Origin of the sequence: Arthrobacter sp. B2a2-09 (assembly GCF_027587375.1) — a bacterium.
Taxonomy (GTDB): Bacteria; Actinomycetota; Actinomycetes; order Actinomycetales; family Micrococcaceae; genus Arthrobacter.
Genome location: NZ_JAMXIC010000010.1, coordinates 113,596 through 134,074, shown reverse-complemented (window position 1 = coordinate 134,074; position 20,479 = coordinate 113,596). Strand labels below are relative to the sequence as shown.

Annotated in this window: 17 protein-coding genes and 1 pseudogene; 11 read left to right on the top strand and 7 right to left on the bottom strand. The window is 63.6% G+C overall.

Going from position 1 to position 20,479, the window contains the following annotated elements:
• Position 1: 1 nt before the first annotated feature.
• From NFJ07_RS12980 to NFJ07_RS12960, 5 genes are all read left to right on the top strand, one after another.
• Positions 2-1,612, top strand: coding sequence for an ABC transporter permease (locus NFJ07_RS12980; RefSeq protein WP_269994899.1), 1,611 nt, complete (start codon positions 2-4; stop codon positions 1,610-1,612).
• Positions 1,609-2,763, top strand: coding sequence for an ABC transporter ATP-binding protein (locus NFJ07_RS12975; RefSeq protein WP_269994897.1), 1,155 nt, complete (start codon positions 1,609-1,611; stop codon positions 2,761-2,763). The genes NFJ07_RS12980 and NFJ07_RS12975 overlap by 4 nt, the downstream gene beginning before the upstream one ends.
• A gap of 195 nt (positions 2,764-2,958) precedes the next feature.
• Positions 2,959-3,873: a patatin-like phospholipase family protein gene (locus NFJ07_RS12970; RefSeq protein ID WP_269994896.1), complete on the top strand. Its 915-nt coding sequence runs from the start codon at positions 2,959-2,961 to the stop codon at positions 3,871-3,873.
• 384 nt (positions 3,874-4,257) lie between these two features.
• On the top strand, positions 4,258-5,139 hold the full coding sequence (locus NFJ07_RS12965; protein WP_269994894.1) for a hypothetical protein: 882 nt from the start codon (positions 4,258-4,260) through the stop codon (positions 5,137-5,139).
• Between the two features lie 232 nt (positions 5,140-5,371).
• On the top strand, positions 5,372-5,944 hold the full coding sequence (locus NFJ07_RS12960) for an MOSC domain-containing protein (RefSeq protein ID WP_269994893.1): 573 nt from the start codon (positions 5,372-5,374) through the stop codon (positions 5,942-5,944).
• Between the two features lie 8 nt (positions 5,945-5,952).
• On the opposite strand, the gene NFJ07_RS12955 is transcribed toward NFJ07_RS12960, so the two are convergent.
• Positions 5,953-7,227, bottom strand: a complete 1,275-nt coding sequence (locus NFJ07_RS12955) for an MFS transporter (RefSeq protein ID WP_269994939.1) — start codon at positions 7,225-7,227, stop codon at positions 5,953-5,955.
• A gap of 276 nt (positions 7,228-7,503) precedes the next feature.
• Between NFJ07_RS12955 and NFJ07_RS12950 the strand changes: the two are divergent.
• Positions 7,504-9,043 (top strand): annotated as a pseudogene (locus NFJ07_RS12950) (DUF222 domain-containing protein).
• Positions 9,044-9,145: 102 nt separating this feature from the next.
• Here NFJ07_RS12950 and NFJ07_RS12945 read toward each other — a convergent pair.
• The 4 genes from NFJ07_RS12945 to NFJ07_RS12930 are packed head-to-tail and all read right to left on the bottom strand — an operon-like array spanning position 9,146 to position 12,372.
• Positions 9,146-10,219, bottom strand: a complete 1,074-nt coding sequence (locus NFJ07_RS12945) for a sensor histidine kinase (protein ID WP_269994892.1) — start codon at positions 10,217-10,219, stop codon at positions 9,146-9,148.
• Positions 10,220-10,230: 11 nt separating this feature from the next.
• Positions 10,231-10,905: a response regulator transcription factor gene (locus NFJ07_RS12940; RefSeq protein WP_269994890.1), complete on the bottom strand. Its 675-nt coding sequence runs from the start codon at positions 10,903-10,905 to the stop codon at positions 10,231-10,233.
• Between the two features lie 5 nt (positions 10,906-10,910).
• Positions 10,911-11,564, bottom strand: a complete 654-nt coding sequence (locus NFJ07_RS12935) for a DedA family protein (protein WP_269994888.1) — start codon at positions 11,562-11,564, stop codon at positions 10,911-10,913.
• A 10-nt stretch (positions 11,565-11,574) separates the two neighbouring features.
• On the bottom strand, positions 11,575-12,372 hold the full coding sequence (locus NFJ07_RS12930) for a phosphatase PAP2 family protein (protein ID WP_269994887.1): 798 nt from the start codon (positions 12,370-12,372) through the stop codon (positions 11,575-11,577).
• A 170-nt stretch (positions 12,373-12,542) separates the two neighbouring features.
• Here NFJ07_RS12930 and NFJ07_RS12925 point away from each other — a divergent pair, with 170 nt between their 5' ends.
• The 3 genes from NFJ07_RS12925 to NFJ07_RS12915 all read left to right on the top strand — a co-directional run bounded on the left by NFJ07_RS12925 (position 12,543) and on the right by NFJ07_RS12915 (position 15,154).
• Positions 12,543-13,328 carry an alpha/beta fold hydrolase gene (locus NFJ07_RS12925; protein WP_269994886.1) on the top strand — a complete coding sequence of 262 codons (786 nt, stop codon included), beginning with the start codon at positions 12,543-12,545 and terminating at the stop codon, positions 13,326-13,328.
• A complete protein-coding gene (locus NFJ07_RS12920; protein WP_269994885.1) occupies positions 13,273-14,244 on the top strand; it encodes a hypothetical protein in 972 nt (323 codons plus the stop codon). Before NFJ07_RS12925 ends, NFJ07_RS12920 begins: the two co-directional genes overlap by 56 nt.
• A 67-nt stretch (positions 14,245-14,311) precedes the next feature.
• Positions 14,312-15,154: an IclR family transcriptional regulator gene (locus NFJ07_RS12915; RefSeq protein ID WP_269994884.1), complete on the top strand. Its 843-nt coding sequence runs from the start codon at positions 14,312-14,314 to the stop codon at positions 15,152-15,154.
• Positions 15,155-15,729: 575 nt separating this feature from the next.
• On the opposite strand, the gene NFJ07_RS12910 is transcribed toward NFJ07_RS12915, so the two are convergent.
• Together NFJ07_RS12910 and NFJ07_RS12905 are read right to left on the bottom strand one after the other, a co-directional pair.
• A complete protein-coding gene (locus tag NFJ07_RS12910; RefSeq protein WP_269994883.1) occupies positions 15,730-17,211 on the bottom strand; it encodes a purine-cytosine permease family protein in 1,482 nt (493 codons plus the stop codon).
• A gap of 135 nt (positions 17,212-17,346) precedes the next feature.
• Positions 17,347-18,108, bottom strand: coding sequence for a FadR/GntR family transcriptional regulator (locus tag NFJ07_RS12905; RefSeq protein ID WP_269994881.1), 762 nt, complete (start codon positions 18,106-18,108; stop codon positions 17,347-17,349).
• Between the two features lie 93 nt (positions 18,109-18,201).
• Here NFJ07_RS12905 and NFJ07_RS12900 point away from each other — a divergent pair, with 93 nt between their 5' ends.
• Both NFJ07_RS12900 and NFJ07_RS12895 read left to right on the top strand, forming a co-directional pair.
• A complete protein-coding gene (locus NFJ07_RS12900; protein WP_269994880.1) occupies positions 18,202-19,080 on the top strand; it encodes a carbon-nitrogen hydrolase family protein in 879 nt (292 codons plus the stop codon).
• 10 nt (positions 19,081-19,090) lie between these two features.
• Positions 19,091-20,440: an APC family permease gene (locus tag NFJ07_RS12895; RefSeq protein WP_269994879.1), complete on the top strand. Its 1,350-nt coding sequence runs from the start codon at positions 19,091-19,093 to the stop codon at positions 20,438-20,440.
• The last annotated feature ends 39 nt before the right edge of the window (positions 20,441-20,479 follow it).

Genomic DNA, 20,479 nt, shown 5'->3' with positions numbered 1-20,479 from the left:
CGTGACCACTGATCTATCGGCTCGCATCTCTCCGGACGTTCCGGAAGCTTCGGCGAGCACGACGACGGCGGGCAGGGGCAAGCGCCCCCGCCCGCCTTTCGGCGTTTCTGCAATATCCCTCCTGGCGGTGCTGATCGCGCTGTTTTCGCTCATCCCGCTGGGGTACGTCGCTTACATGACGGCCGCGACCGGGTGGGACACCGCCGTCGCACTCATCTTCCGGCCGCGCGTTGGCGAGCTGCTCCTCAACACCATCATGCTGGTGGTCTTCACGGTGCCCATATGCCTGGTCTTGGGAGTTGGAGGTGCGTGGCTCGTGGAGCGGACCAGGCTGCGGGGGCATCGCTGGTGGGCCGTGGCCCTGGCAGCCCCACTGGCCATCCCGGCGTTCGTCAACAGCTATGCGTGGGTAACCGCGGTCCCCTCGCTGGAGGGCATCTGGTCCGGCGTCCTCATCGCCACGCTGTCTTACTTCCCCCTTGTCTATATTCCTGCGGCGGCGACCCTGGGGCGTCTCGACCCCGCGATTGAGCAGTCCGCGGCGTCCCTTGGCTTGGGACCATGGGCCATCTTCTTCCGGGTTGTCCTGCCTCAGCTACGGATCGCCATGACCGGTGGCGCGCTCTTGGTGTCGCTGCACCTGCTGGCCGAATACGGCGCTTTCGCGATGATCCGCTTCGACACGTTCACCACCGCGATCATGACCCAGTTCCAATCCACGTTCAACGGCACGGCCGGGAACATGCTGGCAAGCGTCCTGGTGTTCTTCTGCCTCATCCTGCTCCTGGCGGAAGTCAGGAGCCGCGGTACCGCACGCTACGCCCGCGTCGGTTCCGGCGCCCAGGCCAAGCCGAGCAAGCTGACGCTGCGCCACTACCAGATTCCCTCCCAGCTCGGCCTGCTCGCCCTCACCGTGTTGGCCTTCGGATTGCCGATCTTTTTTGTCTTGCGCTGGGTGGTGGCGGGCGGCGCCCGTGTCTGGTCAGCCGACGAATTTCTTCCGGCACTGCTCCAGACCCTCGCTTATGGCACCGTAGGCGCCGCGGCGACAATCGTCGTCGGCTTCCCCATGGCCTATCTGGCCGTGCGGCATCCCAGCTGGTTCAGCAAGATGCTGGAGCTCTCCAATTACGTCACCAGCTCCCTGCCTGGCATCGTGGTGGGCCTCGCCTTCGTCACCGTGAGCATCCGCATGGTCCCGGGAATCTACCAGACCTCCGGGGTCCTGATTGCCGCCTACGTCCTGCTGTTCCTCCCGCGAGCCCTCGTCAACATCCGCTCCGGACTGGCCCAGGCTCCCAAAGAACTCGACGAAGCCGCGCAATCGCTCGGCAAGGCCCCGCTGGTGTCCTTCCTGAAAGTGACGCTGCGGCTCACCGCTCCGGCCGCCGCTGGCGGGGCCGCGCTGGTGTTCCTCGCCATCGTCAACGAGCTGACCGCCACGCTGCTGCTATCTCCCAATGGCACGCACACCCTGGCCACCGAATTCTGGAGCAAGAGCAGCGAGATCGACTATGCGGGCGCGGCACCCTACGCCCTGCTCATGATCTTGTTGTCTGCCCCCATGACCTACCTGCTTTTCCAACAGTCCAAGAAAGTAGCCGGACAGTGACCGAACAATCCCCCTCAAGGCTTCCGGCACCCCGCGTAGCGGCTTCGGTGGCTCCCACCACCAACACGCATCTGGACATCGCCGAGGTCACCAAGAACTTCGGATCCCAGGCCGTGCTGAAGGGCGTGAACCTCTCTGTGGCGAAGGGCGGAACCACCGCCATCGTCGGGCCTTCCGGATCCGGCAAGACCACCCTGTTGCGCCTGATCGCCGGCTTTGAACACCCGGCCACGGGCTCCATCAGCCTCAACGGAAACAAGGTGGCCGGGAACGGCATTTGGGTACCCGCCCACAAGCGCCAGGTTGGCTATGTTGCCCAGGATGGCGCGCTCTTCCCGCACCTTACGGTGGGGCAGAACATCGCGTTCGGGCTGGACAAGTCAGCGCTCGACGGCGGGCGCCGCGCCGTGAAGACGCGCGTCCAGGAACTGCTCGACATGGTTTCCCTCGATGCGGACATGGCAAAGAGGCGGCCCCACCAGCTCTCGGGAGGCCAGCAGCAACGGGTGGCACTTGCCCGCGCCCTGGCTCGCGAACCGCAACTCATGCTGCTCGACGAGCCGTTCTCAGCCCTAGACGCCGGCCTCCGCGTGGCCACCCGGCGCACCGTTGCCAAGGTCCTGAACGAAGCCGGGGTCACCACCATCCTGGTGACGCACGATCAAGCCGAGGCCCTGTCCTTCGCGGATCAGGTGGCCATTATGCGCGGCGGGAAGCTGGCGCAAATCGGCAATCCGTTCGTTGTGTACACTCGTCCCGCAGACCGGGCCACGGCCGAATTCCTCGGCGATGCCGTCATCCTGGACGCTTGGATGGAAGGTTCCTTGGCCACGTGTTCGCTGGGCGGCATACCCGTACGGCGTCCCCCGGCACAGGGCCTCGTGCAGTTGATGCTCCGGCCGGAACAGATCCGGATTGCCCCTGACGGCCCCATCCGCGGAGTCGTTGTCGATACCGATTACTTCGGCCCCGAGACCACGGTGCGGATCAAGCTCGCTCCGCGCGTTGCCACCGAAGGTGCCACTCGGAGCTACCCAGGGGGCGGCGAGGTCATCACCATCCGCCACTGGAACGCTTCGATCACCAGGCCCGGCACGGAACTGTGCCTCCGCGTGGTGGGCGAAGGCGTGGCGTTCCCTGTGGAGGATTAGGGTGCCGGCATCATGCCGACGATGGCGCGCCGCGTCGCGGGCGTGCTAGCATCGTGGCGATCGTGATCTATCGGCAGGAGGTGAGTCCCATGAACGCAGTATCCGCAATGGGTGCTCCCCTGCAGTCCACGATCGCGCGACTGACGTAGTCGCCGCCGGGAGCGCCAAACAGGCAATTCGCGAAAGGCGACTCCCATGAACACAACACCTTCTTCACCCCTACACTCCCGCGAGCGAGCGTTGGTCCTCGGTGGCGGCGGATCGACAGGCAATGCCTGGCTGATCGGCGTCGTCGCCGGCCTCTTCGATGCCGGGCTGGATGTGACCGATGCCGATCTGACCATCGGCACGTCAGCCGGATCAACGGCCGCAGCCCAGCTTGCTGGCGCGATCCCAACCGAACTGTTCGCCAACATCCTTGACGCCGTCCCCCCGCAACGGCCCGCTCCGGTCGGGTCCGGAGCCGGACGCGCATCAGCCAGGCCGGTGGTGAACCACCTCGAGCGGATCAACAAGATCATCGCCGATGCCCAAGATGTGGCTGACATGCGCCGGCGACTGGGCGCGGCGGCGCTCGAGATGGATGCGGCGTCGGATGGCGCCTGGTCAACGCAATGGCGCACCACTGTCGCCACCCGGCTACCCAGCCAGCACTGGCCTGAACGGACGGTGCTCATTACGGCGGTCGATGCCCGTACCGGTGAACCGGTCGCGTTCGACCGCCATAGTGGGGTCGACCTGGTGGATGCAATCGCCGCCAGCTGTTCCAGTGGCTTGCCTTACAGGATCGGAGACAACCTCTACATCGACGGCGGTTACCGATCCAACGCCGAGAATGCCGATCTGGCAGCCGGATACGAGCGCGTCCTGGTGCTCTCGCCCTTCGGTGGCAGATCGTTGCAACCGCTCGAGTGGGGCACGCATCTGGCAACGCAGGTCGACGAACTCCGGGCACGCGGAAGCCGGGTCGAAACGATCTTCCCGGACAGCAACTCCGAGCACATGTTCGGCGCCAATGCCATGGATCTGTCGCTGCGTCCTTCCGCGGCCCAGGCGGGTTACGAGCAAGGCAAAACCCTTACCGGGCAGCTCACCGGGTTCTGGAGCTGAGTGCCCGGGGGTTACCGAGCCTGGAGGCGTGACGACACCTGTTCATGCCTAGGAGGTCGACCGAGGCGGTAACGTGCCGCCTCGGTCACCTCCGCTGCTCAGCCACCGGCTACACCATCGATCATAAGAGGCGCATTAATGTCAAGAGTTTTTGCTCCTATTGAGTGGTGGATACCTGAAATTGAGTGGTCGAAAGTCATAAATTGAGTGGCGACTGACTGTGGATTGAGTATTGAGACATGCGAGAGGAATGTAATCCGTGATTCACATTTTGGAATACCTAAATAGTTCCCTCGACCTGTTTCATAAAAACTCTTGCCCAAATTTGCTTCATATGCATAATTTGATTATGAAACGCCTATCTCTCTCGCTGAAAGGTGAACCATGTCAAACAAATCGAAGCTAGGTTCAATCGGAAGCGTTCTTCTCGTCGGGCTTGTCGCCAGTGGGGTCGTGGTGTCGAGTGCGGGGGTTGCCCAGGCATCGCCAGCTCCTTTACGTGAAGAGGTTCATTCGCCAACTAAAGTCAGTACTGTTGCTGTCCCCGGAACAAACATCGTTGTTTCTGACGCCGGCGCTTGGTCCGCAAGCATCACGCTTCCGGGCACGGCTTCATCCGAAGCTCTCGCAAAACCGGGGAAGATCCCGGACGGACTTTTCGCCGGGCAAGGTGAGCCGGTTCTGAGCACCAAACTCGACGGCGCTGTGGTTAGTAGTTATGCCACAGGCAAGGGAACTCAGACACTGATCAACATTGCTTCAAACTTTGCGGATCGTGAATATCGATTTCCCTTGTCGCTCCCCGCAGGATCAAAAGCCGCCATAGACACTGATGGTTCCGTTGTTGTTCGCACCGCTGAGGGAGCAGTTGCTGGGGGTTACAGGGCTCCATGGGCTTACGATGCGCTCGGCAATGCTGTTCCGACGAAGTTCTCTTTTGATGGAGAGACTCTCGTGCAGTCGATCGATTTTGATCAGAACACTGCTTTTCCGGTAACCGCTGATCCGAGCGACTTTTGGGGCTGGGCCAAGTGTATAGCGACTGTTACGGCAGAGGTTGCTATTAACGCTCTGGCCGCCGCTAAAATCGCTAAACTGGTTGCAAGGTTTGGAAGTATTCAAAGGACCTTCGAAATTCTATTCCGCGCCTGGAACGCGGCTTCCGGATGGGACAAGAAGTGGCAAGCTGTCGTTCTCGCCGGCGGTGGTCTCGCCGGAGAGATTCTAGGCATCTCCGCGATCAAGGAAGCATGTTTTGACTCCTAAGCGTACTCGTGACATTCCTATTTCCCTGCTTCTATTTACACTGGTAGCGGTTCTGCTATTCATAGCGGCCGCCGGATATATGCAGCTATGGTGGTCAATACTTGCTGGTATCGCCCTTGTTGGAACCGGCATCGGGACGTTCGCTGATTTCCAGCGTCGCAAGAACTAGCTTTCAAGGTTGAGACTAGAGCGCCCGGGGTTACCGACTCCCGGACAGGCATAGCCTTATGGCATGACCGCAAGCTACAGATACGACGTGGAGATCCTGCATCTGCTAGTGTCATCCGGCCACGCCTACTTCGGCCGCGCACGCGATGGTGCCGCCGAGGTGCCCACAACGGATGCCGAGCAGGCCGACGTCGTAAGCGGAAAGGGCATCGTCGGTGACCGATTCTTCGGCAAAGCCGCGCACATGGATGCCGCAGTGACGCTGCTGGCCATCGAATCCCTCGAAGCGATGGCTGCTGAGTTGGGCGTCGCGCCTTTTGACCCGCTGCTCACTCGCCGGAATGTAGTCCTCAGGGGAGCCCACCTGGCTCCCCTGCTGGGCGAAGAGTTCGCGTTGGAATCCCGTGGCGATCGTGTGCGGTTCCGGGGCGGACGGCCTGCCCACCCCTGCGCTTGGATGGATCAAGTCCTGGCTCCGGGCGCCCACGCCGCCATGCGCGGGCGCGGCGGCGTGCGCTGCCAACCGCTTTCGGATGGCATTCTCTATCGTGGCCCAGCTGTGCTAATTAGCCCCGTACCGCTTGACCCCGACAAGGCCGGCCACGCCACGCTCCTCCGGGCCTCACGGCTTCCATAGGCTAATTCCTACGACTGCCGGGGTTCCGCGTCGGAGGTAGCGGTCGAGGAGTTGGCCTGATCGGCCAAAGAGCGCTGCCGACGACTCGCCAGGAGGAACGGCACCGCGATCAGCTCAATGACGCCGCTGATCGCCAACGAGGTGGAGTAGCCGTACACATCGGCCGCCCGGCCGAGCAGCGGCTGCACCACCACTCCCCCGCTTGATCCCATGAGTGAGTCGAAGCTCAGCACTGTTGCCCGCTGCTTCGATGGAATCATGTCGTTCACGTAGGCCTGCCGCACCGGTGTAGCCGCCGAGGCGACCATGGCCCAGAACGTCAACAGCGCCAAGGCCACCCAGAAGACACTCGTGAACCCGAGCACCACCAGAACCGATGCGCTCACCACTCCGCTCAGAATCAGCACCGTCGTGCGTTTGCGAACGAGGCGCCGGATGCGCGGAGCAATCCACCCGCCCAACACCTGCGCTCCGGCCACGATGGCCGCCGCCAGGCCCGCCACGGAGTACGCGTGCGGGTCCCCGAAGAGCTGAAGCAAGTACGGCTGCAGGGCATAGAACACATAGATCCCGACGCCGGCGCTGAACGGCGCTGCCAGCATCACGTACCGTACGGGTGGATTTTTCAAACCGTTCTCGATCGAGGCGTCGACGACGGCGCGGGTCGCCTTGAGGGGATGGGCAGAGCGTTCGGGGGTGAATCCGACGTCGCGCATGAGCAAGAAGGCCACGACGAACATGGCGAGGAGCACCCCGACGCGAATCAGGAACGGCACGCCCAGGTTGGTGGCCTGCGCGATCACTCCGCCAGCCACCGAGCCCGCAAGCATAGCGGCACCCGACACCATCTGTCCGCGCCCGAGCACCGTCTCCAACCCGCCCTCATACCCGGTGAAACGCAACGCGTCGACGAGCCAGGCCTCCACCGCACCCGAGAAGAAGGTGAAACCCAGACCGAGCAATACTGACACCACGGCCCACCACCAGAACGGGGCGGAATGCTGCCAAAGAAGATAGTAAAGGTAGGTGGACCCGGCCAGCGTCACTGTGCCAAGAAGGAACGAAACGCGGCGTCCCCAACCGTCGGCCACCACCCCAGTGGGCACTTCGAACACAACCATTCCGGCCGTGAAGAAGGCGTTCGCGGCAAAAGCCTCGAGATTGCTGAGCCCCGCATCCAGCAGGAAGAGGGTATTGATCCCCCAGATGAACGAGGCCGCAAGGGTATTGCCGAGGGTCAACGTGAGAAAGATGCTTTGAATCTTTCGGGCGGCGGGGTTCATCGGGGCGACGTCCCCGCCTTGACGAGGGGGAACCACGAGGCCATTCTCGTCCGCTTCGGCTACGCACGCCAGAGCCGGACAAGACTCGCCCAGCGCGCCCGCGAAACGCCTTCGGTGCCCGGCGTACGGAGGGCGGAGAGGCTGGCCCGCGAGGCCGCGGAACAGGAATCCTTCCCGATCAAAGTTTTAGAAAAAGTTCTGCCGATTTTCCGGTTTTTCGGCTGACCAGGTGTTCTTCGGCCTATTAATGTCAGACCCTCCTGGAATGCTTTGGTTATGGACGGGATTCGGGGAACACAGCAGATCGGATCGGGCGCGCCTTGGGGCGGCGCGGGTCCGGATGTTGCTGTCCCGTGCGCCCAAATAGAAGACCTACTCGGCGCGGTGGCCTCGTTCCGGACAGGCACCGACAGTACTGAACTGATAAACCAGTTGCGTGGACTGGAGGACCTGAAGTCCGCGATCGCCGGGGCGCAGGCGAGGATCGCTGTCGCGTTCGACACCGCGCAGCGCAGCGCCGAGGCAGATCTGGGCATCCCCGCCGACGAGCAGGGACGCGGGGTAGCCGCGCAGGTCGCTTTGGCCCGGCGGGAATCCCCCGCCCGCGGATCCCGGCTCTTCGGCTTGGCGAGGGCCCTCGTGACGGAAATGCCGCACACCCTCGCCGCCCTGGAAACGGGACGGCTGAACGAATGGCGCGCCACCCTGCTCGTGAAGGAAACAGCCTGCCTGAGCCCCGAAGACCGCTGCGCCGTCGACGAGGAACTCGCCGCCGACACCGGGACCTTCGACGGCGCCGGAGACAAGGCCATCATCACCGCCGCCCGGGCCGCGGCCTACCGGCGGGACCCACGCTCCGTCACCCAGCGCGCCAGCCACGCCGCCACCGAACGGCACGTCAGCCTGCGCCCGGCACCGGACACCATGACCTACCTGACCGCGCTCCTTCCCGTCGCCCAAGGGGTCGCCGTGCACACGGCCCTGACCCGGCACGCCGACACCCTCCGCTCCAACGGGGAAACCCGCACCCGGGGGCAGATCATGGCCGACGCCCTGGTCGAACGCACCACAGGCACCCCGGGAGGCATCACCGGGGTGGAGGTCCAGCTCGTCATGACCGACCGGACCCTGTTCCAGGGCGACAGCGAACCCGCCCGCCTCCCCGGCTACGGGATCGTCCCCGCCGGCTGGGCCAGGAATCTCCTGGCCGGAAACCCCGGCAGCAACGAAGAACCTGGCCAAGCCCAACACGGCCAAGTTGCTCAAGGCCAGCCCGGGCATGGCCACGCCGAAGCGACTCAGGACTTCAAGGTCTGGCTCCGGCGCCTCTACACCGCTCCGGGAAGCGGGGACCTTGTCGGCGCCGATTCGAGGGCGCGGCTCTACCCGCCCGGCATGCGGCGCTTCATCCAAGCCCGCGACGACACCTGCCGCACCCCCCTACTGCGACGCACCCATCCGGCACTTCGACCACATCATCCCCTGGCACCACGGCGGACCCACCAGCCAAGCCAACGGCGCCGGCTTGTGCGAAGCCTGCAACCACACCAAAGAACTCCCCGGCTGGACAGCCCGAACCCGGACCGCAAAAACCGGCCCCGGGACACGGCATGTCCTCGAAATCCGCACCCCCACCGGACACCACTACCGATCAACAGCCCCACCCCCGCCAGGAACCGGGCTGCCAGGCAGCAGTCCACCAGGCACAGACCCACCCGACACTGCCGCACCGCATTCCAGGCGCCAACGACGAAAGCAACGACACCAAGCCAAGGCCCTCAAATATGCCCAACCCGCCAAACTGCAGGCCGCTTAAGTAATGAACGGAGATCCCGGGCAACGGCAATCTTGGTACGCTGACGTCAACATTTCGCGGGCACTCCCGCCTGAGCACCGCGGAGCTTCGGCGGACGGAGCGTCAGGCCCCCGGAGTCGCCTCTTTCGGAGCCGCGTCCCTCGGGGCCGCGTCTTTCGGAGCCGCGTCCCTCGGGGCCGCGTCTTTCGGAGCGATTGGCAGCGTGATCTTCATGACTGTTCCGCGCGGACCGCTGCGCTCAACCTCCACAGTGCCTCGGGCCGCGGTGATGATTTCACGGACCAACGCCAAGCCGATTCCGAAGCTGCGCTGGCCCATTGCCGTTTCCGGGTTCCGGCCCGCCGGACTGTGTGTCCTCACGAAGCGGTCAAAGATCCGCGTCTGGTCCACTCCCGTGATCCCGGCCCCGGAATCCGAGACGGTGACCACCGCGCGGTTGCCGAGCACCGCCGTCGTGATCCCCACCTGGCCCCCAGCAGGGGTGTGCGCCAGCGCGTTGTCGGCCAGGGCAAGGAGGGCGCGGCGGAAGCCATTGTTGTCAATGAGCGCGAAGGGGCGGTCCTTTTCCGTCAGCGTGACGCGGACGTCTTTCTCCCCCGCGAGTTGTTGCAAGCTCTCGACGACGGCGCCCGCCACCTTGGCGAGATCGCTTGGCTCTGCTGCGGCATCCGGAGGCGAGCCTGTTGCTGCCACAAGCAATTCGTTGACTATTCCGGTGAGGGTCGCAGTGTCATTGCGGATCCGGGCGAGTGCTTCCCCGGTCTTTGAGTCCGCTGGGGCATCGCGCTGGGCAAGCTGGACGCGTGCATCCAGGATGGCGAGGGGCGTGCGCAGTTCGTGGCTGGCGTCCTGCACGAACCGTCGCTGCAATGCCAGTGCTTCTCCCAGCGGCCTGATGGCACTCCGCGCGCTGAGCCAGCCGATGGCCCCGGCAAGGAGGATCCCCGAAATGCCGGCAACGATCATGGACTTCAGGAGGTCCTTTGTGTCCAGATACGCGTAGACGGAGTCGCTTTCGCCTGGTCCCGGCAGCGATGGATGCTGTGCCTGGTTGAAAAGGTAGATCGCGGCGGCCGCCAGCAGGCAAAGAACCAATACCGCGCATGCCGCGCTGATCCGCACCGCAATCTTCAGGGACGCTTTGCGGAGTGTCGCTTGGTCCGGGTTCTCACTCATGGGAATTCTTCTCAGTCATGGGGATCGCCGATCTGGTATCCGAGGCCATGGACCGTCCGGATCACCGTTTTGGAGATCTTGCGGCGCAAGTGGTGGACGTAGGTGTCGATCACGCCCGGCTGGTCCGTGGGGTGGAACAGGGTGCTGATGAGGTCTTCACGCGTGAAGACACGTTCGGGTTCGCCGGCCAAGGTTTCGAGTAGCCCGGCTTCTTTCGCCGTCAGTGTGACCACGGAACCGTACACGGAGCGCATGGAGCGGGCACCGGCGTCGAGCTCCCAATCCCCGATTCCCAGAGTCTGAGGCGCCAGGGCGTAGGTCCTGGTGAGGGCTCGCAAGCGGGCGGCCAGCTCCATCGCATCGAACGGCTTGCTCATGTAGTCATTCGCCCCCGCGTCGAGGCCCCGGATCTTCTCATCGGTGGCACCGAGCGCCGTCAGGATGAGGATCGGGGTGGCAATCCCTTTGGCCCTAAGGGCCTTGATCAAGGCGATGCCGTCCATGACGGGCAGCCCCCGGTCAATGACCATCGCGTCCCAACTCTGGGTCAAGCCGAGGTGGAGGCCGTCGCGTCCATTGACAGCCAGGCGGACAGAGAAGTCCGGCTCCAGGAGCTCGCTGATGAGCGGCCCCAGGGCGGAGTCGTCTTCGACCAGGAGGAGGGCCGGCCGCTCAGCTTTTGTCATGCTGTCTATTCTTCCCCGGTGTGCCCGTTCGCGGCGCCCACTTTGACCTTGCGCCGCTTTTTGAGGAACTCGACGCCCCACGGCAGGACGGAGACCAAAACCATGATCACGGCAATGGCGTCAATGTTTTTTGCGATGAACTCGTAGTGTCCCAACCAGGAGCCCAGCAGCGTCACGGAGGTTCCCCAAATGACGGCGCCGGCGATGTTCCACAAGGTGAAGGATTTGTAGTTGTAGCGTGCGATGCCTGCGCTCAGCGGGGCAAATGTCCGCACAATGGGCACGAAGCGGGCCAGGACGATCGCGGGGCCGCCGCGGCGCTTGAAGAATTCTTCGGCCGTGTCCAAGTGCGCTGTCTTCAAGATCCGGGCATCATCCTTGAACCAGCGCCGGCCGAACTTGCGCCCGAGCATGTAGCCGATCTGGTCTCCGGCGATGGCGGCGGCTGATACGACGGCGATCAACACCGGCAATTCAAGCTGCAGTTGCTGGTGAAGCAGGCCGGTAGTGAACAGCAAAGAGTCACCGGGAAGGAAGGGGAAAAGTAGACCGGATTCGATGAAGACGATCAGCGCCACTACGCCCAACGCTGCGGGACCCAAGCCCTGAAGGAGGGTGGTGGGATCAAGGAATGCTGGCATGGCAGAAAGTACGTGCATGGGGTCCTCCTCAGGATCCGTGTGCTTGGGTTGCGGTTGCTTCCAACGAGGCTGCTTCTGAGGCGGCTGCTTCCGATGGGGCGCCAAACGGTAGCCGCCCCATGACTCGCGGTGCGTACCGGTTCCAGAGCCCGGCCAAGACGATCACTGCGGCGCTGGTGGCCAGGAACGAGGCCACGACGTCGCTGGGGTAATGGACTCCGATGTAGATCCGGGACCACGCCACCACGACGGCCAGGACGGCACCGGCCCAAGCGGTGATGACGCCCCAGCGAGTGCCCCGGACCAGGAAGTACACGGCGAACGCGAGCGCTACGGCGAAGGCGGTATGGCCGCTGGGAAAGCTGTTGGAACCCGTTTCCGGGGCCAGGGGGTCGAAAAGAAGCGCCGGGTTGGGCCGGTGGCGGGCAACGATGAGTTTGAATACCTCGCTGGCAACCCAGCCTGAACATGCGAAGAGCACAAACATGGCCGCCCGCACGAAGGACTTGCGAACCAGGAAAAGGTACAAGCCGATCACCAGGACAATGCAAACTCCCGCTACGGGGGCGAAAAGGAAGTTCAGTGCCATGGCCACGGTGGTCAGTGCGCCCACGTGATGGCGGCTGAGTTCCTGGTCAACGCCGAGTTCGTTGGTGGTCAGGCCCGCTACCAACTGCACGCTGAAGCCAATGGCAAGGACTGCCGCGGCGAGGGCAATGCCCCACAGAAGCCAGTACCTGGGCTGCGGAAGCAACGGCACACTTTGACGGACGACGGCGAAAGTGCGGCCTTCCGTGGAAGTGTTCTGTTTGGCGTGTGATCGCATGGTGTCTCCGGTTCGAGGGGTGACGGCCGTTGTGCGGCCTGCTTCCACTCTCGCGCGCGGCATTTAAGAAGCTCTTAAGAACTCCTCCGAGGTGACTCTCCCCCTTGACCCGGGGAGGGGCGGGGCACAGAGTTTAGGAACCGACTGTCCGCCACATCGAAGGATCTGGGATGTCCGAATTTGCGATCTCGAAAGACAGTACCCGCATCGGGTATGACCAATACGGCGAGGGACCTGCCGTGATCCTCGTTGGCGGTGCAATGCAATTCAGGGGCTTCGACTCCAACACCGTGGAAATGGCCAAGCTCCTGGCCGCCAAAGGGTTCACCGTCTTGAACTACGACCGGCGCGGTCGAGGGGAAAGCGCCGAGGCTCCGTCATTCACCCTGAAGGACAACATCGACGATCTCGCCACGCTCATCGACATCGCAGGCGGCAAAGCTGCACTCTTCGGGAGCTCTTCCGGTGGCTCGATTTCCCTGGCAGCGGCGGCAGTAGGCCTAGCCGTCACGAAGCTGGCGCTGTGGGAGACTCCCCTGAGCGATGAACTCGGCACCGGCGGGGCCGAATTCTTCGCCGGGCTCCAGGAACGGATCGCATCCGGCGACAAGGCCGGCACCATCGAGTACTACATGAAAGACATGCCGCCGGAGTGGCTGGCCGGCGCCAAGAACAGTCCAGGATGGCCCATCATGCTCGAATTGGGCCCCAGCCTTTCGGCCGATGCCGAATCGCTCGCGTGGACCCAGTCCGCCCCGCGCGCCCAGCTGTGGTCCGGCATCACCCAGCCCACCCTCGCGATCGTCGGCGAGCAGACCATACCGATCATGCCAAAAGCGGCCGACTCCATCGTGGCCAACATCCCGAGTGCCCGCAAAACCACCATTCCAGGCGCCAACCATGGCTGGCAACCCGGAGTCATGGCTGACGCACTTGCTGAGTTCCTGGCCGATTAACACGGCACTGGCTTCCGCGATGGACCTGGCCGCGATCGCCGTCGAGCTCTACACACTGGTTCCCTCGGCCTTCACGGCGGCCCGCACTGCACAGGCCAAGGAAGCCAAGTCCGCGGGGGACGCAGAACTGGCGAAACAGATCGCCCAGCTGCCCAAGCCTTCGACCGCGGCGTGGGCCGTCAACATGCTTGTCCGCCACGGCACCAAGGAATTCGCGAGTGTCCTGGAGCTTGGGGCGTCGCTCGGGAGGGCCCAGGAGGAGCACGATCACGACCGCCTCCGTACGCTCGGCCAGCAGCGCCCGCGCGTCCTGGGCGCCGCCGTCGAGCAGGCCCGGGCAGTGGCGGAAGGCCTGGGCGTCAAGGTGAGTGGCGCCGCCGCGATGGAGATCGAGGCCACGTTGAGGACCGCCATGACGGATCTCGGGGCTGCCGCGGCGCTCCGCAGCGGGCAACTGGTGCGTTCGCTCGCCACGAACGGATTGGAACCCGTGGACCTCTCGGGCGCGGTGGCGATTGCGGGCGCACTTCCCGCGGTGGGTACTGCCAAAGAAGGGCCCGACGACGGCGGCCGGCAGCGCGGGCGGGCAGACTCACAGCGCGCACGCGCTGACTCGGAGCGCGAACGGGAGAAGGCACAAACCGCACTCGTGGAAGCAGAGCGCAATGCGGACAAGGCCGACTTGGAGCTCGCCCAGGCCGAGCGTGAAAAGTCGGAGGCTGTGCGCCGGAGCGAGCAACTCGCCGTCGAAGTCAAAGCTGCCAAAGACAAGCTGGCCACGTTGCAGCAGGAGCTTGCGGCGACGGAGTGGGCGATCACCCTGGCCGAGCGGAACCGCAAATTGGCAGTCCGGCTAGCCGGCAAGGAACGCCGGGCGGCGGAGACGGCGCGGGCCCGGTTGGAGGGATTGCCTTAGGACAGAACTCGTTGCCCTCTTTAGCTACGTCCGGGATACCGGACAATCCGGGGCGTATTCTAGGACAATGTACAGTCAATCCGTGCGGCCCAAGGCGCCGGCTGCGGCCCAGGTGCTGGCGGTTCTCAGATACGTCGCCGGCCAGGCCGGCCCGGTCAGCGCGTCCATCATTGCGCGCGACGTTGGCTTGCCTCGGTCAACCACGTATCAGCTCATTACCTCACTGATCGATGACGGCTTTTTGGTCCATCTTCCCGAGGAGCGCAAGTATGCCTTGGGAGTGACCGCCCATGAGTTGGGGACAGGGTATTCGCGGCAAGCTCCGATCCAGCGGATTGCCCGGTTCCCCCTGTCCCGGCTCGTCGCCCGGACACGCCGGACTGCCCATCTTGCCGTGATGCACGGGCGCGACGTCGTTTACGTGATTGAGGAGCGGGCGCCGCGGCAAAGCCCCCTGGTCACCGACACGGGGGTCCGGCTTCCGGCCCACCTGACGGCCAGCGGCCGGGCGATGATGGCCCAGATGGACCCCGCCCAGGTGGCTGCACTTTTCCCGGGACCGGAGGCGTTTGCCGAACGCCACAGCAAAGGCCCGCAATCCCTGCCCGCATTGCAGGATCTCTTGGCGCGGGCACGGTCGCTCGGATATGCGTGGGAGCAGGACGAAGTCACGGAGGGGTTCTCCTCTGTGGCCGTCGCGGTCCTCGACCGGCAACGATATCCGGTGGCCAGCGTGACGCTGACGGTGTCGAACCGGGCGTTTCCTGGCGGAGGCACTCGGCACCGGGCCAAGGACGCCGAGACCGCCGAAGAAAGGGCGGTCCGCATCGAAGACGTCGCCCGGGAGTGGATTCCGGAAGTGACCAGGTGCGCCAGGGAAATCTCCCGCAGGCTGGGCCCCCAAGCCTGATCCCGACGTCGGACCCTCCTTGGCGCAGGAGACCCTCGCTCACCTATGAGGCCAAATACCAGGACGCTCGCTCACATAAATGGGCAAAAACAGGGACGCTCGCTCACATACAAGGCCAAATACCAGGACGCTCGCTCACATCAAGTGAGCGAGCGTCCGCCGGAAACACCCCAAAAGTGAGCGAGCGTCTGAAGGGGGACGGCCCGAAGGCAAGACGACGGCGCAACGGGACCGCCGCCGTCGGGCCTTAAGACAACCGTTCCCGGCACATCGAGAGGGACGCTCGCTCACATACAAGGCCAAATACCAGGACGCTCGCTCACATCAAGTGAGCGAGCGTCCGCCGGAAACACCCCAAAAGTGAGCGAGCGTCTGAAGGGGGACGGCCCGAAGGCAAGACGACGGCGCAACGGGACCGCCGCCGTCGGGCCTTAAGACAACCGTTCCCGGCACATCGAGAGGGACGCTCGCTCACATACAAGGCCAATTACCAGGACGCTCGCTCACATCAAGTGAGCGAGCGTCCGCCGGAAACACCCCAAAGGTGAGCGAGCGTCTGGGTGTCGGAGCGAAGGCTAAACTACTGCGGTGTTCGGCAATGAGCCGGCCAGCGGAGCAACTGTCTCCGAGCCGGGTTCCGTCGGGTAGACCATCTCGGCCGGAGCGTTGGAGTTCCTCTTCGCCAGCGGGTAGAACACGATTGCCGTGACCACGAGGCCTACGAGCCAGGAGATATCGGCCCCGCCCAGAAGGTCGGTCATCGGGCCGGTGTAGAGGGTCTGCGCCAGGAACGGGATCTGGACGATGATGCCGATCGCATAGCTGAACAGCGCAGTCTTGTTCCAACGTCCGTAGCGCCCGTTCAGGTCATACAGGGCCGGAATGTCCACCTTTTCCTTGGAAACCAGGTAGTAGTCCACCAGGTTAATGGAGCTCCACGGGATGAATACCATCAGCAGGAGAAGGACGAAGTTCTTGAAGTTGGCGATGAAGTCGGGGGAAGCGAGGACTGCGATGAGTACCGAGAGTCCGATAAAGCCGATCACATAGGCGAACCGGGTCCATGACGCTACCGCAGACTTACGGGTGAACGCCGTGACCGAGGTAAGCATGGTCATGTAGCCGCCATAAGCGTTCAGCGTGTTGACGGTCAGCTTTCCCGTCACGATGACCAGGTAGATGACCACCGCGATCAGTCCGCCTCCACTCAAATTCCCGAGGAAAGCGACTTGGCCGTCGAGGAACCTTGCGCCCTTGGGCAATGCGAGGGCGGCGAAGAGCGCGCCCAGGGTCATGGACCACTGGGAACCAATCACCGTGCCGAAGTATGCCGACATGAAGGTCTTGCGTGCCGGGGTGTTGGAGGGCAGGTACCGGGAGTAGTCGGCCACGTAGGGACCGTAAGTCAGCTGCCATCCGGCGCCAAGCGAAATGGCGAGCAGGAAGGTCGGAAACTCGAAACCGCCGGCTCCCAGAAGTGCACCGACGTCCTGGCTGGTCAACAACCTGATGCCCAGGTAAGTGAAGCCGAGGATACCCACCACGGTCGCAATGCGGCCCAACATGTGGATGTACTTGTATCCGAGGGTCGCCACGATGATGGTCAGCACCCCGAAGACGATCATGCCCACGGCCGGAGTGCCCGTGTGGAGGATGAGGCTGATTGCCTGTCCGGAGAGGACGGTACCGGTTGCAGCGAAGCCGAGATACATCACGACCACCAGCACCAAGGGAATAACCGCCCCGAAGATGCCGAACTGCGCCCGGCTGGAAATCATCTGCGGCAAGCCGAGCTTCGGGCCCTGGGCCGCATGGAGCGCCATGACCGCGCCACCCAAGAGGTTTCCGATCAGGAGGCCGATGATCGCCCAAAGCGCATCCGCGCCGAACAGGACTGCCAAGGCGCCGTCGACAATGGCCGTAATCTGCATGTTCGCCCCGAACCAGAGCGTGAACTGCTGGCCAGGCGAACCATGGCGTTCATTTTCCGGGACAAAGTCAATGGAACGACGCTCAACGCGCGGCCCACCCGTTCCCGCATTTCCTGTGGCCTGCATGCCTAATCCTCACTTTGACGACCGAAGTCCGATGTCCCCAACTGAGAATCAATCAGAGCACGCAAAGTGACACTGATCACGAAAAGGGGTCTACCTTTAGTCCGATATCCCGGACGATGGAGCAATAGCAGTCATTTACCCCATTTGGCTGCCGGAACCGCCGGCCAGACCCATGAACATCGTCTTGTGCAACACGTCCACGTGCCGCCGCGATACCTCCACCGCTGCGCGGTCGTCGCCGGCCCGCAGGGCGTTCACGAGCGCAATGTGGTCCCGATTGGACTCATGGAGAAACTCGATCGGGTACGGGATGAAGTACTCATAGAGTTCCGCCAAAACCTCGTTGTAGGCGTCGACCGCCGCCCCCAAGCCCGAAGACGCCGCGACCAGCCGGTGAAACCGCTCGTCGGCCTGGTGATACTCGGACCAATTGCTTGATCCGGCCATTTCATGGGTAAGCCGCGCCAGCTCATCAAGTTGCGCCGCCGTGGCGTTGACTGCAGCGAAGTGGGTGACCGCGCATTCGAACAGCAGCCGCCGGTCCACCAGTCGGTTCACTGCAAGGGATTCGGCGGGCGACGCAGCGAGCTGCTCAAGCACGTTCTGCGGCGGCTCATCCGCAACAAAGGTTCCGCCGCCACGTCCGCGACGGCGGACAACGACGCCCTGCTCAGCCAGGCTTGCCAAGGCCCTGCGAGCGGTGATCGGGCTAACCGATAGGCCTAGCGCGACGTCTTGCTGGTCGGGCAGCCTCTCCCCCGGCTGAAGCAGCCCCAAGGATATGGCCATGCCGATCCGCAGCCGCACGGCGTCGATTGCGCTCCTGCGGTCGATTCCGAGCAAGGGCGCAGCATCGATCGGTGATTCGCCGGTGGTGTCCTCGAGCTGACGGGTCATATCCGCTACTTTACGGGGCAAAATCCACCTTCCTTTTATTTGATCATTATGATCTAATATGAGGCGAGTCACAGCGACAACGTGGAGAAAACAGTGCAACGCATCCTTCCCCTCATCGCCGCCCAGGCGTCACCCCGACTGATCGGCGAGCCGATCCAGGCCTTCGCAGCCGAGGTCGCCGCCGCCGTCGCGATCCAACCGCAAAGCAAGCTTGTGGTCTTCCCGGAGCTGCACTTGTTCGGGGATTCCTACCCGGACCTGCAGCGTACAGAAGTGCTGCAGGACTCGGCCGAGCCGCTGGACGGTCCGCGCGTCAACGAGCTTCGGCAGCTCGCAGCGGACCTGGGTATCTGGCTGGTTCCGGGCAGCGTCTGCGAACGCGGCCCCGAGGGGCAATTGTTCAATACCCAGTTGGTCCTTTCCCCGGAAGGCGACCTTGCCGGCTACTACCGCAAGGTCTTCCCCTGGCGCCCCTTTGAGCCCTACGACCCTGGCGACCGATTCACGACCGTTGACCTGGAGGGGATCGGCAGGGTGGGCTTGAACATTTGCTACGACGCCTGGTTCCCCGAGGTAACCCGCCAGCTGGCGTGGATGGGCGCCGAAGTCATCCTTAATGTCGTCAAGACCACGACGCCGGACCGCAAGCAAGAACTCGTCCTGGCCAAGGCAAACGCGATTGTGAACCAGGTTTTCATGGTCAGTGTCAACTGCGCGGGCCCCACCGGCAAAGGCCTCAGCCTGATCGTCGACCCCGAGGGGAACACCATAGCCGAGGCCGACGACGACGCCCCGACCCTTCTCGCCGCGGAACTGGACCTCTCCGCCGTCGAGCATGTCCGCACGCACGGGACCGAAAACCTCAACCGCCCCTGGTCCCAGTTCCGCCCCGGCGAGCCGCCCATCGACCTACCCGTCTACCAAGGCCGCATCGACCCGACCACTTGGACCCCGCGGTCCTCCAACTCCTAAGGAACCACCGGTGACAACGCAACCGAGCCTCACGCGCGCCCTGAAACTGCCCTCGCTGGTCCTGTTCGGGCTGGCTTACCTGACCCCGCTCATCGTGCTGGCGATCTTCGGCGTGATCGCCGAAACCACCGGCGGAGCATCGCCGTCGGCCTATCTGGTGGCGATGGTCGCCATGCTCTTCACCGCCCAGAGCTACGGGCGCATGGCTGTTGCCTATCCGGTGGCCGGCTCCGCTTACACCTATATCCGGCGCTCCATCGATTCCCGGATCGGGTTCCTGGCCGGTTGGGCTGTTCTGCTGGACTACCTGTTCCTGCCGATGGTCATTTGGCTGATCGGCGGCTCTTACCTCACGGCACAGTTCCCCGAGATCCCCATCGGGGTCTGGATTGTCGCGTTCATCGCCATCACCACGCTGCTCAACGTGGTTGGCGTCAAGGTGGCGGACAAGGCCAACTACCTGCTGATGGCTTTTCAGTTGCTGGTGATAGTCCTGTTCGTTGCCTTGTCCGTCGGAACCTTGGTCTCGACCTCCGGCGCAAGCGCCCTGGTCAGCACCGCTCCGTTCTTCAACGACACGTCGAGCTTCGACAAGATCACCGCCGGCGCCGCCATCGCGGCGTACTCGTTCCTGGGCTTTGACGCCGTGTCCACCCTCACCGAGGAGACCATCGAGCCGAAGAAGACCGTCCCGAAGGCGATCATGCTCGTGGCACTCATCGGCGGCGCGATCTTCGTCGTCGTGTCCTACACGACCCAGCTGATCCACCCCGGCGGGGTGTTCGACGATTCGGCGTCGGCGGCGTCGGACATTGCCCTGAAGATCGGCGGGCAGTTCTTCGGCGCCGTTTTCCTGGCGGGACTCGTGGTGTCCCAGTTTGCCTCCGGGCTCGCGGCACAGGCGAGCGCCTCACGCCTGCTTTACGCCATGGGCCGGGATTCAGTCCTGCCGAAGAAGGTCTTCGGGGCGCTGAACAAGTCCTTCCACACACCGGTATTCAACCTGATCATCACCGGCGCGGTAGGACTCATCGCCATGTTCCTGGACGTTGCCACCTCGACGTCGTTCATCAACTTCGGCGCCTTTACGGCCTTCACCCTCGTCAATATCTCGGTCATTGCCTACTACCTGCGCCAACGACGCTCGGGGCACCGGCTCAGCGTATTGTTCTACGTGGTCATGCCGGCGGTGGGCGCCATCATCGACGGTTTCCTGCTCTCCCAGCTGGATTCGAATGCCATCACGCTCGGGCTGATCTGGCTCTGCGTCGGCGTCGTGGTGCTGGGCATCATCACCAAGGGGTTCCGGAAGGCACCGCCGGAAATGGTGATGGAGGAAAAAGAAGCCGCCCTTGTCTGAAGATCACGGCATGATGCCAGAACACTGTAGTTGCCAGAA